General features: G+C 51.3%; 10 protein-coding genes. 6 read left to right on the forward strand and 4 right to left on the reverse strand.

Going from position 1 to position 14319, the window contains the following annotated elements:
* Positions 1 to 81 precede the first annotated feature (81 nt).
* The 3 genes from BZG14_RS09080 to BZG14_RS09090 all read left to right on the forward strand — a co-directional run bounded on the left by BZG14_RS09080 (position 82) and on the right by BZG14_RS09090 (position 3400).
* Positions 82 to 1158: a 3-deoxy-7-phosphoheptulonate synthase gene (locus BZG14_RS09080; protein WP_077608579.1), complete on the forward strand. Its 1077-nt coding sequence runs from the start codon at positions 82 to 84 to the stop codon at positions 1156 to 1158.
* A 3-nt stretch (positions 1159 to 1161) separates the two neighbouring features.
* Entirely contained in the window at positions 1162 to 2295 is a 1134-nt protein-coding gene (gene tyrA / locus BZG14_RS09085) for a bifunctional chorismate mutase/prephenate dehydrogenase (RefSeq protein ID WP_077608580.1), read from the forward strand.
* A 415-nt stretch (positions 2296 to 2710) separates the two neighbouring features.
* Positions 2711 to 3400 (forward strand): DUF3800 domain-containing protein, encoded by a 690-nt coding sequence (locus BZG14_RS09090; RefSeq protein WP_077484440.1) that lies wholly within the window; start codon positions 2711 to 2713, stop codon positions 3398 to 3400.
* A gap of 59 nt (positions 3401 to 3459) precedes the next feature.
* Here BZG14_RS09090 and pheA read toward each other — a convergent pair whose 3' ends face one another.
* The 4 genes from pheA to BZG14_RS09110 all read right to left on the reverse strand — a co-directional run bounded on the left by pheA (position 3460) and on the right by BZG14_RS09110 (position 7210).
* Positions 3460 to 4644, reverse strand: a complete 1185-nt coding sequence (gene pheA / locus BZG14_RS09095; protein WP_077608581.1) for a prephenate dehydratase — start codon at positions 4642 to 4644, stop codon at positions 3460 to 3462.
* Between the two features lie 259 nt (positions 4645 to 4903).
* The gene (gene hpf, locus BZG14_RS09100; RefSeq protein ID WP_046074133.1) at positions 4904 to 5254 is read right to left on the reverse strand and encodes a ribosome hibernation-promoting factor, HPF/YfiA family; all 351 of its coding nucleotides are present in this window, start codon (positions 5252 to 5254) and stop codon (positions 4904 to 4906) included.
* 393 nt (positions 5255 to 5647) lie between these two features.
* Positions 5648 to 6679: a 2,3,4,5-tetrahydropyridine-2,6-dicarboxylate N-succinyltransferase gene (gene dapD, locus BZG14_RS09105; RefSeq protein ID WP_077484444.1), complete on the reverse strand. Its 1032-nt coding sequence runs from the start codon at positions 6677 to 6679 to the stop codon at positions 5648 to 5650.
* 222 nt (positions 6680 to 6901) lie between these two features.
* Positions 6902 to 7210: a YebG family protein gene (locus BZG14_RS09110; RefSeq protein WP_077484446.1), complete on the reverse strand. Its 309-nt coding sequence runs from the start codon at positions 7208 to 7210 to the stop codon at positions 6902 to 6904.
* A gap of 83 nt (positions 7211 to 7293) precedes the next feature.
* Here BZG14_RS09110 and BZG14_RS09115 point away from each other — a divergent pair, with 83 nt between their 5' ends.
* The 3 genes from BZG14_RS09115 to BZG14_RS09125 all read left to right on the forward strand — a co-directional run bounded on the left by BZG14_RS09115 (position 7294) and on the right by BZG14_RS09125 (position 14254).
* Positions 7294 to 7977: a DNA-3-methyladenine glycosylase I gene (locus BZG14_RS09115; protein ID WP_069363498.1), complete on the forward strand. Its 684-nt coding sequence runs from the start codon at positions 7294 to 7296 to the stop codon at positions 7975 to 7977.
* A 134-nt stretch (positions 7978 to 8111) separates the two neighbouring features.
* Positions 8112 to 11492, forward strand: coding sequence for an exodeoxyribonuclease V subunit gamma (recC, locus tag BZG14_RS09120; RefSeq protein ID WP_077608582.1), 3381 nt, complete (start codon positions 8112 to 8114; stop codon positions 11490 to 11492).
* Positions 11493 to 12007: 515 nt separating this feature from the next.
* The gene (locus tag BZG14_RS09125) at positions 12008 to 14254 is read left to right on the forward strand and encodes a CehA/McbA family metallohydrolase (protein WP_077608583.1); all 2247 of its coding nucleotides are present in this window, start codon (positions 12008 to 12010) and stop codon (positions 14252 to 14254) included.
* The last annotated feature ends 65 nt before the right edge of the window (positions 14255 to 14319 follow it).

Here is a 14319-nt window from a genome sequence, read left to right on the forward strand (position 1 = left end):
AAATAATACACTCAATATTGCTTTTAAAATAGAGCCTGGTATTGTCTGTGTAAAACCTAATGAACAAGTTAAGGCAAGGCTATGCAGCAAGATTCGGTGACCAATGTCCATATCCGCGACGAGCAAGTTCTGCTCACGCCAGAAGCACTTCGCGCGCAATTTCCGATTGAAAAAAGCACCCGTGCGGCGATCAGCCAAGCACGCCAAACCGTGGCGGATATTATTCACAAACGCGATCATCGTTTACTCGTGGTGTGTGGCCCCTGCTCGATTCATGATGTGGAAGCAGCAAAAGATTACGCGCGTCGTCTGAAAGCCTTGTCGGATGAGCTGAGCGATCATTTGTTTATCGTAATGCGGGTGTACTTTGAAAAACCCCGCACCACCACTGGCTGGAAAGGCTTGATCAACGATCCTCATCTGGATGGCAGCTTTGATGTGGAGTCAGGCTTAAAACAAGCGCGTGGCCTGCTTGCCGATTTAGCGCAAATGGGGATCCCGCTGGCCACTGAAGCGTTGGATCCTATCAGCCCACAATACATTGGCGATCTGTTTAGCTGGGCGGCGATTGGTGCGCGTACCACCGAGTCGCAAACCCATCGTGAAATGGCCAGTGGCCTATCGATGCCGATTGGCTTTAAAAATGGCACGGATGGCAATCTGGCCACCGCTACCAATGCGATGAAAGCCGCTGCGTCCGGGCACCGGTTTATGGGGATCAACCAAGCCGGACAAGTGGCGTTATTGAATACCCAAGGTAACCCGAACGGCCATGTGATCCTGCGCGGCGGTAAGCAAACTAACTACGACTCAGTCTCCGTCGCCGAATGTGAGCAGCAAATGGAAGCCGCGGGACTGAACCCGTCCCTGATGGTGGACTGCAGCCACGCTAACTCACGCAAAGATTACCGTCGTCAGCCGCTGGTGGCGGAAGATGTGATCCATCAAATCAAACAAGGTAACCGCTCTGTGATTGGCTTGATGATTGAAAGTCACCTCAACGCTGGCAACCAATCAGCGGATCTGCCGAAAGATGAAATGGCATACGGGGTATCGATCACTGATGCTTGCATTGATTGGGCGTCTACCGAACAATTGCTGCGTCATGCTCACCAAGAGCTGGCAACCTCTCTTCAACAACGTATTCAACAGGGCTAAATCATGGTGGCAGAACTGAGCCGACTGCGCGATCAAATAGACGATGTCGATAAACAAATGGTGAGCCTGCTCGCGCGCCGTTTAGAGCTGGTAGCAGAAGTGGGAGAGGTAAAAAGCCAGCACGGCTTGCCCATTTATGCACCGGACCGTGAAGCGGCGATGCTCGCTTCGCGTCGTCAAGAAGCACAGTCGCAAGGCGTGCCACCGGATTTAATTGAAGATGTGCTGCGTCGCACCATGCGCGAGTCGTACAGCAGTGAAAACGACTCTGGCTTTAAGTGTCTAAACCCGGATTTACGCCGGATAGTAGTCATCGGCGGTAAAGGCCAGCTGGGTGGCTTATTTGCTCGCTTGTTCCGTTTGTCGGGTTATCAGGTTGCGGTGCTGGATAAAGAGGATTGGGAGCATGCCGACGCCCTGCTGGCTGACGCGGGTATGGTGGTGGTGTCGGTGCCGATTGACGTCACGGAAGCAGTCATTAGTAAACTGACCCAGCTGCCAGACGATTGCTTATTAGTGGATCTCACTTCCGTCAAATCAGGTCCGCTACAAGCGATGTTAGCCGCGCATTCAGGGCCTGTGGTCGGGCTGCACCCGATGTTTGGCCCAGATGTGGCCAGCCTTGCCAAGCAGGTGATTGTTTATTGCGATGGCCGACATCCTGAGTCATACCAATGGCTGCTCGAGCAATTTCGTATCTGGGGCGCCGGGTTAAACCGGATCAGTGCCATTGAGCATGATGAAGGCATGACGTTGATCCAAGCGCTGCGCCACTTTACGTCGTTTGTTTACGGGGTCCATCTGGCAGAAGAAAACCCCAACCTCGACCAGCTTACTGCGCTAAGCTCACCGATTTATCGCTTAGAGCTTGCCATGGTGGGGCGCTTGTTCGCCCAAGATGCGGGTCTGTATGCGGATATTATTATGTCCTCACCGCAAAACCTGGCGATGATCAAGCGCTTTTACCAGCGATTTGGCGAAGCGATTGATTTGCTTGAACAACACGACAAAGCCACCTTTGTCGATGCCTTCGCGCAAGTGGAAAACTGGTTTGGTGACTATGCCCCACGCTTTTTACAAGAAAGCCAAGGCTTGTTGCGACAAGCCAACGACGCCACCCATCGAACCGCGACCTAGCTAAGGCTAACCGTTGTAAGGGGATAGATGGAGAGCCGCACAGATAAAACGAGATAGCGTGTATACCAAGATGATGGGCTAAGAACTGGGTCGCATGGATGGTATAATAGGCTGTTTTTCATCAGGTTTGCATACTGAAAAGCGCGCTTTTGTTGTAGAGTAAGCGGATTAAAAGTGTTATTTCGTTGCTCTAGTCGATATGTGCGGTTGTTGCGCGTTTGAGTCTAGAGCTGCAGTCGAAAGCGCGTTAGAACTATCGTTGCAGAGCCTATGATTTAGGGATATAGTTATTAAGCGGTTGGAAACAATCTATGGTGTGCTGCCTCATTGCAGTGCACTGAGCGCGGAGCTCTTTCCGCCGCCTTCCCTCATATTCTCCTTCATAGACACTCTCTATTAACTTAGGGACTCGTCAATGTTTTTGTTGTACGCAGATGAATCCGGCACGCCAGGTGGCGCAGACCAAGAGCATTTTGTTCTTGCAGGCTTTAGTGTGTTTGAACGCTCAGCACATTGGCTTTCTCTTGAGTTAGACAAAATTGCGGCAACCTTTAATCCACAAGATCCACATTCTGTTGAACTGCATGGCGCGCCAATGCTTGCGGGCCGAGGTTTTTGGCGGAAGTTTGATAAAGAGTTACGTCTAGAAGCGATCAAACAGGCACTTAACTTAATTGATGGGCGTAAGTTTAGAATATTTGCCTCGGTTGTAAGAAAAAGTGCCATCTCTCCAAATGATCCGGTGCGTTATACCTTTCAACAAATTGTAACCCGCTTCGACCACTTCCTAGCCAGACAACATGTTCACTTCAATAATACTCAAAGAGGTTTGATTCTTTTTGACAAGAGCAGCAAAGAAGCACCGATTCAGGCGCTGGCTAAAGCGTTTAAACTCGATGGTCATGACTGGGGGCGGCTGAGGAATATGGCAGAAGTCCCTGCCTTTATCGATTCTGAAGCAACAAGATTGATTCAACTCGCGGATCTGATTGCTTACGCGTTGTTTCGTTATTACGAAAAAAAGGACGGTCAGTTTTTTGACCTTATTGAACGAAAATTTGACTATTTTGGGGGCGTTCAGCACGGACTTCACACGGTGGTTTAAGCGATATGATAATGATTAAAGCGGCAAAAGCCCACATCGTGGGCTTTTGACGTTAATGGCTACTCGTGATTGTCCGGCAGGGATACCTCGGTGGGGGAAATGGTCTCTGACGGGTAGCAGCCGAGCACTTTTAGATAACGGGTCAGGGTAGTGAGCTCGTCTAATGCGCTTTGCATTACGTCACTAGCCATATTGGCTTCAACATCGACGTAAAACATCTCTTCCCAGGGGTTGCCGAGCACGGGGCGGGATTCGAGCTTGGTCATATTGATGCCACGCTCGCGCAGTACCATTAAACACTCCACCAAGGACCCGGCTTGTTGTGAGGTCGACATAATAAACGTGGTTTTGGCAGGGGTCAGTGACGACACTTTAACCGGCTTGCGGGCCACCACAATAAAGCGGGTGTGATTTTGCTGTTGGTTGGCTATCTCGCTCTTAATCGCGGTTAAACCGTAAAACTCACCACTGGCCGCATGGCCAATCGCGGCCACATTGGGTTGGTTTAAATCCGCCACTTGTTGCATGGCCTCAGCGGTGCTGGAGCAGTAGATTTTCTTCACGTTACCCAAGGTATCTATGTATTCGCTGCATTGCTGGTGCGGCTGCGGGTGGGCATACAAGGTATCAATTTGGCTTGGGTCTTGGTCGCCGACAGTCAGTAGGCAGTGGTCGATAGGCAGCGTAAGCTCACCGACAATCGATAAACGCGTGTGCTGCAGCTGATCGTACACTTCATTGATTGAGCCAGAGCTGGTGTTTTCTACCGGTAAGATACCGTAATCGGCATGGCCAGTTTCTACCGTTTCTACCACCTTTTTAAAGCTGTCACAGGCCATCTCCACCAGTTCGGTTTGCTTGCGGCTAAAGTACTGGCGCGCGGCGAGATAGGAGTATGAGCCTTGGTTACCTAAGAAAGAAACCCGTGCCACTGGACGTTGATTGTCTGGGTTGGCCAGGTTTTGCAGGTAGCGCTGCTGAATCAGCACCGAGTCTTCGATAATGGTGTGAAACAGACTCAGTACATAGTGGGCATCTAACTGGTGATCTTGCGCTTTGGTCACCAGTTTTTCTAATAAGGCTTGTTCACGGGCTTGATCGCGAATCGGTTTTTGCACGGCGACTTTGTTTTTGGCGACATCTAGGCTTAAGCGACGGCGCTCGGCCAATAGCGTCAGCAGCTCTTGATCAAGCTGGCTTATTCGCGTGCGTATCTCATCCAGTGGGCGTGGTGTGTCTGGCATACATTATCCTTGTTCTAATACAAAAAAACCTCCCGGTTGGGAGGTTAGTGCGCCAGGCTGATTAGGCTTAGCACGCTTCCTCCCGCGTTGGCGAGATAAAAAAGAAGCGAAAAAAACGAACGAGAATCAGCATTGGGCGTTGTGTTGTTATGTTTGCGTATGGATTAACCATATGGGGCGCAGGCAGGCGTGTCAAGGATCAAAAAGCCCCGCGAGGGCGGGGCTAACATGTTTAGCGAGTTAGGTGTTGCGCTGAGGGTTAGATTTCCTCATCGGCTGGATTTTCTTCCATCGCAACCGTCGCGGCTGACTTATCGTTACGGCGCGCTTCGCCTTTGTGTTGGACCTTATTCAGTTGCTTCTCGAGTTTTTGGCCCACCTCGTTAATCGCTTTGTACATGTCGTCGCTTTCGGCAGAGGCAACCAGTGTTGAACCTGGTAGCCCAGCTTTGGCTTCTACTTTGAACTGGTGGTTTGGCTCCTTACTGATCACAGCATGAGGATTGATGAGTGCCACCTGCCACTTGGCCAGCTTTTCAAAGCGGCTTTCGATGCGCTCACGGATGGCGGGAGTGATTTCGATGTTTTTGCCTGCAATTTCCACTCTCATACTCTTTCCTCTTTGTTCCCCTGTATTAGGTTCATCTTCAGATTACCGCTTTCCATTATTGATAACGTGAMTTAGCTCATGTTTAAAGGGGGGAAAGATATCGATAGGAGGATCTGTGAGCACCTGCGAATCCTGACATCGAAAAGGCCGGAAAAGCCTTGAACTCAATGCCAAAAATGCTACGTTGGGAGAGGTCACGAACGCTGATTTACCCGCCAGTCAGGGCCGCCTCGCGCCTGTTTATTTTCCTAGTTTTCGCTTGTGGTTAAAATGTGCCACAAACCTGCTTGTGCTTTTTGGCGCTTGCGGTGCTGCGATAGAGTTTAAAGCAACGTGGGCATAAAAAAGGCGACCAAGTGGGCCGCCTTTGACAAGAACTCAAAGAGCGCTTGATTAGTTATTAGCGTGTAGATCGTGGTTGAGCTCAACCGCACTTTTGTTGGTTAAACACTCAACCGCACCTGTTTTAGAGTTACGACGGAACAGCAGATCGGCTTTGCCCGCCAAATCACGCGCTTTGATGCTTTCTACGGCGTTGCCGTCGGCGTCGAGCATAGTCACTTTGGTGCCAGCGGTGACATACAGCCCTGACTCGATGGTGCAACGATCGCCGAGTGGGAAGCCAAGACCCGCGTTGGCACCTAATAGTGAATTCTCGCCAATCGAAACGACAATCTGGCCGCCGCCACTTAACGTACCCATAATCGATGCACCGCCGCCGATGTCGCTACCTTGACCGACCATCACACCTGCAGAGATTCGACCTTCAATCATGCTCTTGCCTTCGGTGCCGGCATTAAAGTTAATAAAGCCTTCGTGCATTACTGTGGTGCCTTCACCGACATGGGCGCCCAAGCGAACACGGGCGGTATCGGCAATACGCACACCGGCAGGTACCACGTAATCGGTCATTTTCGGGAATTTATCCACGCACTCAACGGTCAGTGTTTCGCCTTTCAGACGTGCTTCCATTTGGCGCTCAGATAGCTCAGGCAAGTCAATCGGGCCTTGATTGGTCCAAGCAATGTTGTGTAGTAGGCCAAAGAGCCCTTCTAGCACCACACCATGTGGTTTCACTAAGCGGTGCGAGATCAGTTGTAGCTTCAAAAAGCCTTCTGCAACCGATGCTGGCTTGCTGTCATTTTCGAGGATCACCAGCACCAGCGGCTGTGTGGTTTGTTGAGCCTTGCTGGCAAAGTTAGCTGCCTCTTGCGCGCCAGCGGCGGCGAAGGCTTCACTGATTGCAGCGCAGGTTTCTGGTGCAATCGCTAGTACCTGATTACCGGCGCTGTAATCGGTTAGCGCACTTAAGGCACTTACCAGATCATCGCTCGGGTTAAGCAGGGGCGCCGGGAAATAGGCTTCAATGATTTTACCGTCCTGGTTTTGAGTGGCGGTACCAAGTGCCAGAGCAAAGCTTGCCATTGGGGGAGATCTCCTTGTGTCGTTGGGCTTAAAACATCAAACACTTAATCTTAAAGACAAGCGGCGGTGGTTGGAAGCGCTTAACGGCGGGTGAAAGAAAAAATGCTTACAGGTCAGCGCACCGATTCATATTGATGCATAGACATCAGGAGACAGGCATAAAAAAGCAAGCCAAATTGGCTTGCTCTTTCGCGGATGTTAAAAGGGTCAGCAATCACAACATTAGGCCGCGTCGGCGTCTTTGTCGTCACTATTGGTGTCCGCTTTGGTCTCGCTTTTAGCCGGCTTTTTCTTAGCCGCCTTGCGTTTGGCACCCAGTGCTTCGAGGACGGAGTCTTTGTGTTGAGCAAGGTATAGCGACAAGGCTTCACGCTTTTCTTCGTCGTCTACCAGTTCGCTCTCTCCAATCAGATCGAACATCGCATCCGCCATATCTAACATTTTGTCGTAGGCGTCGGCTTCGGCTTTGGAGGTAAATGTCATCTTTTCTTCTCCCTCGCGTTCGACCACGTACTTGACGATAACGGCCATAATTACCCTCTCTTCGTTGATTCACTGTCTTTTTATACAGTAGGATAAGGGCCATTGTCCACTGACCCTGCCATGATTGTGACATGAGAGAAAAATTTAGCACCATTTATCAACGTGCCGCTGAGCGTAAAGGCGGTCAACGTGCGTTAGAGCATATGCTGGTGGCACCGCTTGAACATGATGCCTTGTGTGAGATACCGGATGATCGCTGGTTAGCGGCGTTTAGTCAGAAGGTGTTTCAATCGGGCATTAGTTGGCAGGTGGTCCGTAAAAAGTGGCCCGGATTTGAAGAGGTGTTCTGGGGCTTTGATATTGAGAAAATGCTGCTGATGCCGCCGGAAATGTGGGAAGAAAAAGCCACCAACCCAGCGATTATTCGTCACCTTACCAAGGTGATGACCATTCCGCACAACGCGGAAATGATCCACCGCGTGCAGCAATCGCACGGCAGTTTTAGCCAGTTTGTCGCCGATTGGCCCAGCGAAGATATTGTCGGGTTATGGCAGTATTTAAAAAAACACGGTAAGCGTTTAGGCGGGAATACCGGTGCTTATACCTTGCGCCGAATGGGCAAGGACACCTTCTTGTTCACCCGCGATATCGAGCACTACCTGCGCGCGACCAAAATCGTTGATAGCGGCCGAGAGACCAAGCGGGCGATGCAAGCGGCGCAACAGGCATTTAATCAGTGGCAGCAAGAGTCGGGCCGTTCATTGAACCATATCAGCCAGCTGATCGCCTTCAGTGTGGGCGATAACCGGGTTTAGTCGCTCAGCGATTTACTGTGCTATCACACGCTTAGCAAGTCGTGTGCGAGGTCGCGGTGTGTCGGTGGCGATTTGCGCTTAGTACGGCAATCGGCCACAATCGATGCCAGTTGTCTTTCCCATGTGAGCGCCTTGTGTTTACTGTTTATCACTCTAATCAGCTCGATCTGTTGAAATCGCTGTTGGTCTCTCTGATCCAACAGCGACCGCTGTCTGACCCTTTTCAAAAAGAACTTATTCTGGTGCAAAGCCCCGGCATGGCGCAGTGGTTAAAAATGGCACTCGCCCACGAGCAGCAGATTGTCGCTAACGTCGAATTCCCACTTCCCGCCACCTTTATCTGGCAGTTGTTTGTGCGGGTGTTGGATGGCGTGCCTGAGCGCAGTGATTTCAACAAAGAGGCGATGACATGGAAGCTAATGGATATTCTGCCCAGCTGCCTGGATGCGCCTGAGTTCGCTGATTTAGCCGCGTATTTGGAAGATAGTCAGGATCAGCAGCGTGCTTATCAGCTGGCCGAAAAAGTGGCCGATATTTTCGACCAGTATTTGGTCTATCGCCCCGAGTGGGTGCTGGCATGGGAGCAAGAGCAACCGGTGCCCGAGCTTGACGATGTGCAGCCTTGGCAGCAAAAACTGTGGCGTCGCTTATACGATCACACCTTGGCGCTGGGACAATCGCCTTACCATCGCGCTAACTTGTATCAAGAGTTTATCGACACCTTAACCAGCCATCAGCACAAACCTGAGGGGCTGGCTGATATTGAGCGGGTCTTTGTGTTTGGTATCTCGGCGCTTCCGCCACGCTATCTGGATGCGTTGCAAGCCCTAGGTGAGCATGTGGAGGTGCATTTTATGTTCACCAATCCATGCCGTTATTATTGGGGCGATATTCGCGACAAGCGCTATCTGGCTAAACGTGCCGCATTGGCGCGGGATAAAATCAGCCGAATTGAAGACATCCCCGCCGACAGCCAATTGGCACTGGGGCTTGATGAGCCCGAGTACGGTGAAGTAGGGAACAGCTTGCTGGCGTCGATGGGAAAACTGGGGCGCGATAACTTACTGCTGCTCTCGGAAATGGCTTGTAATGAGATTGATAGCGGCTTTGTCGAGGTCAACCGCGATAATCTGCTGCATCATCTCCAAGCCGATATTTTGGATTTGAATGAGCCGGGTGATCCCAAGCAAACCGAGACCAGTGCGGCGAAAACAGAAATCGAGCCAGACGATGCTTCCATCGCTATCCATGCCTGTCACAGCCCGATGCGCGAAGTCGAAGTGCTGCACGATCAGTTACTCGCGATGTTTGAGGCTAACCCATCACTGAGCCCCCGCGATGTGATTGTGATGGTGGCGGATATCAATGCCTACAGCCCCGCCATTCAAGCGGTGTTTGGTAATGCGCCTCGCGAGCGTTTTATTCCGTTTTCCATATCAGATCGCAGCGCCGATCAAGAAAGCCCGGTGTTAGCCGCCTTTTTGCGTCTGCTCACCCTGCCCGATAGTCGGTGTAGTGCGGCGGAGCTGTTGGAAATTCTTGAGGTGCCGGCGGTCTCGCGCCGTTTTGCCATCGACAGCCAACAATTTGATCAGATTAAGCAGTGGGTGGAAGAAACCGGTATTCGATGGGGGCTTGATACCCACACCGCYAGCCAATTTGCCTTGCCCGAACAGTATCAGAATACCTGGCTATTTGGCTTGAAACGTATGTTACTTGGCTATGCGATGCCGAGTGAGGCAGGGCTGTTTGCAGACACCGTGCCTTATGATGAAGTCCAAGGGCTTAATGCGGAGCTTGCTGGGCGTTTAGGGCTGTTTATCGACACCTTGATTCACTACCAGCAACAACTGGCGATTGAATGCGATGGTAAGACGTGGGTGGCGCGGTTGACCCAAATGCTGGATGACTGTTTCGCCATTGAAGGGGATGAAGAGTTAGCAGTCAAATTGATCCGTACCCAGTTAGACAGTTGGCTGACTCAGCTTAGCGATGCTGCCTTTTCCCACACGCTAACCTTGCCCGTGGTGCGCGATTACTTTAATGGTCGCCTCAATAACGAGCGAGTCAGCCAGCGCTTTTTAGCCGGCCAGGTCAACTTTTGTACCTTGATGCCGATGCGCTCTATTCCCTTTGATGTGGTGTGCCTGCTAGGAATGAATGATGGCGTGTACCCGCGCACTGTGCCCAGCGTCGGTTTTGATCTGATGGTCGGTCGCACGCGGGCGGGAGATCGCTCGCGCCGCGACGATGATCGATACCTATTTTTAGAAGCGTTGCAGTCAGCACAGCAGCGTTTGTATATCAGTTATGTCGGTCGCTCAGTGCAAGACAACAGCTTAAAAGTCCCATCGGTGCTGGTCACCGAGCTGCTTGAGTATTGCACCCAAGGCTACTGTTTGGCCGGTGACCGCGACTTACCCGAACGCCAGTCACGTCAGCGGTTGGAAGAGACGCTTATCCAGACTCACCCCCTGACCCCCTTTAGCCCACAGGCGTTTGCTCACGGTGGCAGTTATGCGCAAGAGTGGCTACCGGCCGCCCAAGGACAAGGGACGCAACTGCCGGCATTTATTGGCGATGCGTTAAGCCCTGATCCGGACAGCCACCAGGATCCTGTGATTGAGTTGGCTGAATTGCAGCGCTTTTGGCGGTTGCCCGTGCGCTACTTTTTCCAACGCCGCTTGAAAGTATTCTTTGAGCAGTTAGAAGCGCCGTTAGAAGAATTCGAACCCTTTAGTTTAGATACCTTGCACCGCTTTCAGCTGCGCGATCAGCTGTTAGCGCACTTTATTGAAACCGATGACAGCCCCCAAAGTGTGCAGGATTTTATGGCTCGACAGCGTGGGAAGGGCAAGTTGCCTTTGGCGTACTTTGGCGAATTGACCTTGGATACGCAAGTTACGGTGATCCGTGATATGTACCAACGCTTGACGCCTTTGCTCGCCGCGCCGCGCCCCGATCTTGAACTTAATCTGATCCTCCCTACTGCGTTGGGCGAGGTACAACTGCAAGGTTGGCTTAATCGGCGTTATCAAGACAGCTTGGTGCGCTTTCATTGCGGCGATCTGACCGTGCGTCATCAACTTGCGGTATGGATCGATCACTTATGCCAATGCGCGATGGGCGAAGCCGTGCCGAGTACGCTGGTGGGGGTGAAAGAAACCATCGAGTTTGCCCCACTCAGTAAAGATGACGCGCGTGCACACTTACAAGCCCTAGTTGAAGATTATCAACATGGCCTCAATCAGCCGCTTACCTATCTGCCAAGCTCAGTCGGAGCGGGGATAAAAGCCCGAGATGGCAAAAAAGGCTTTGATAACAGTGATACCGGCCAAGACAAAGCGCTAAAAGCCATGTGTGATGCCTTTGTCGGGGGCTTCAATCCTGGTGAAGTACAAGACCCTTACGTATACCGTGTTTGGCCGCAATGGCGTGAGGGCCTCGGCCAAGCCCTGTTAGCAACAGGTGACCGTCACTTAATGCCGATGCTAGCGCAGCGACAAAAACACTAGTACTCAGCGAATCCTCCTCATGTGAGTCAGCGGCCTCTGTCTCCTCCCCATCTTCTCCCAGTAGCCAAGTTGATGCTTGGCTTTCTATTATGCGTCGATTGTCGTCAAAAGTATGACGAGTGACTCGATTGCATCTTTAATCTCTTATTGTGAATTTATACTCAATGTGATGCCTCGAGTATTATAGGAGAGTGAGCGAGAGGTGCGTCCATATTTCTGCGCGTCGAGTGACAGTTGTTACCAATTTGTTGGTTAAAGATTGCGCGTTGTGCGTCTCGTTAGGGGTCAATCTATTTGGGGTCTAAATATTTTTCAAGCGATCATTTGAATGGCTAACTTTGACAATAATTTCATTTAAAACAATGGTTTGTTGTTTTTATATTTGTTAGTGGACGTATTATTAATGTGGTTYTATAGGCTTCTTTTGATGTTTTTTATTTGAACGTGTAATTAACTTAACGCACAATGTCATCGAAAATTCACATAACAAACCATGAAAAAAAGGAAGTGCCTTCATGCATAAATTCTCAAAAAGCGCAGTGGCAACCTTAGTCTCTGGCCTGTTGCTGGGTGCGTCAGCGCACGCCGACGTCAGTATTACTCAAGGCAAGACTGCGATCCCCGATGGCGAGGCAACCCACGCGCAAGACATCACGGTGAAGAACGAGCATGTCGCGTTCGCATTGGCGGTTGAGTCTGCGCCACCGTGGGGTGTGCCACGTGGCACCTTGGTGGATCTTGCGGCGGTGAAAAATGGCAAAATTGATCTAGACCGAGTCGCTTTTGCAGATTTCATCCCTAATAGCTGGTCGGCCTGGCCGAACGATCGCAAGTCGATTGATATTGTTGAAGACAGCGATGAAAAAGCGGTGATCAAAGTGAGCCGTAACTTCGACAAGGTCGACATTACCACTTGGTATACCTTGGAAGCCGGCTCTGATTCGATTGGGCTGAAAACCGTAATGACCAACCAAGGCGAAGACGATCTTGAGCTGGAATCAGGCCACACAATCTGGCCGGATACGGGTTATCAGTTCGCGGTGCCGGGCCTTGAAGGCAATGAAGAAGCGATGGCCGATCATGCCCTTGCCGATCGCATGGTCGCCTATGATCGTGATTGGGCCTTCGCACTGCATGCGCCTTATTTTGACCGCATCAAATACAATGGCCGCGATATGTATTTGGGCCATACGCTGAAAGCCGGTGAGACCCGTACCTTTGACTCAAAGCTGCAGGTTGTTCCTAACGGCGATATGGCACCGATTGTCAAAGCGGAAGCTGAGCGTCATGGCGAAGCAACGGGCACCATTACCGGTCAACTTCGTGCCGACAACGGTAACGTGCCGGACGATGCGATTGYGATGATTGAAAAAGACGGCCACCCTTACGCGTGGACGCTTGCTAAAGATGGCCAGTACGACATGGCATTGCCGGAAGGTAAGTACCAAGTGTATGGTACGGCAACCGGGCATGCGAATAGCCAGCCGCAATCTATTACCGTGAGTGCTGACAGTGAGCAGACACTGGACTTCACATCGCTGAAAAGCCCTGCAACGCTTGCACTTAACGTGGAAGAGGCCGCCTCTGGTGTCGCCAAAGACGCGCGTGTCACCATTATCGAAGGCCAAGCGCCACCGGTTGAGTTCTTGGGTAAACGCACCTTCTTCACTGACTTGCTGCCAGCCGGCCATGCCGAGCTAAAACTGGCACCGGGTGAATACAAGCTGGGCATTAACGCGGGTGCGGGCTTTACTGCAGAATCACAAACCTTGGATGTGACGCTCGAGTCGGGCAAAACCAACCAACAAGTGGTGAAAGTGCCTCAGGTAACCTTCCCGAATCGCCACCAATGGTACGGGGCAGACTTGCACCACCACGGCAATGTGCTGGAAGGGGTAACCCCACCAGAAATCGTGGTGCGTGCTCAGTTGGCAACCGACTTGGATCTGACCTTCATCAGTGATCACGACTCCACCATTAATCACAAAGTGTTTGCTGATTTATCAGCAAAACGTGGTGTGCCTTTCATTCCATCGATTGAGATTTCGCCCTCTTGGGGTCATATGAACCCGTTCCCCATCGACAATGGCGCGGCGCTGACGGTCGATCCGGGTACTGATGACGTGCATACTCTGATTGATGCTGCACATGAGATGGGTGCAGAAGTGGTGCCGATGAACCATCCTTATAACGATTATGGTTATTTCACTAATATCGCTAAAGATGCGGTGCCGGGCGGTGAAACAGACCGTTTCGATCTGATGGAGCTTAACGCTCGCGTTGACAACGAGCCGACTCTGAAAAAAGCACATGATATGTGGGATAGCGGCGAAGCCATGTACCTGACTGCGGGTACCGACACCCATGATGCGTGGAACCAGCTCACTGGGCGTATTCGTATGATGGCCAATATTGATGGTGAGCTAACGCCGCTCGCCTTTGCCAAAGCGTTAAAAGCCGGTCACGGCTATGCCACGCAGGGGCCAATCCTGTACCCACAAAACATCATGTTTGGTGAAACCGCCAAGGCAGGTGATCAATGGGATATTAACGTCGTCGCCGCTGATGGTCTCAAAGAAGTGCGCTTAATCGGTCAAGGTGGTGAGGTGCTAAACAGCATCACCATTAACCCTGAAGAGAGCACACAGCGTCTTGAGCTATCACTGCCTATTCCTGCGGATGCAGAAGGTTGGATCAACCTAGAAGTGGAAGACAAAGACGGCAGCACGGCATGGACCAACCCAGTGTGGCTTAAGTCGTAAACGTCGAGTCTCAATAAACGAACCAAGGCCAGCGATGCTGGCCTTTTTTGATCGTGATGTTAACC

This window comes from Salinivibrio sp. IB282 (assembly GCF_001995685.1).
Lineage (GTDB): Bacteria > Pseudomonadota > Gammaproteobacteria > Enterobacterales > Vibrionaceae > Salinivibrio > Salinivibrio kushneri.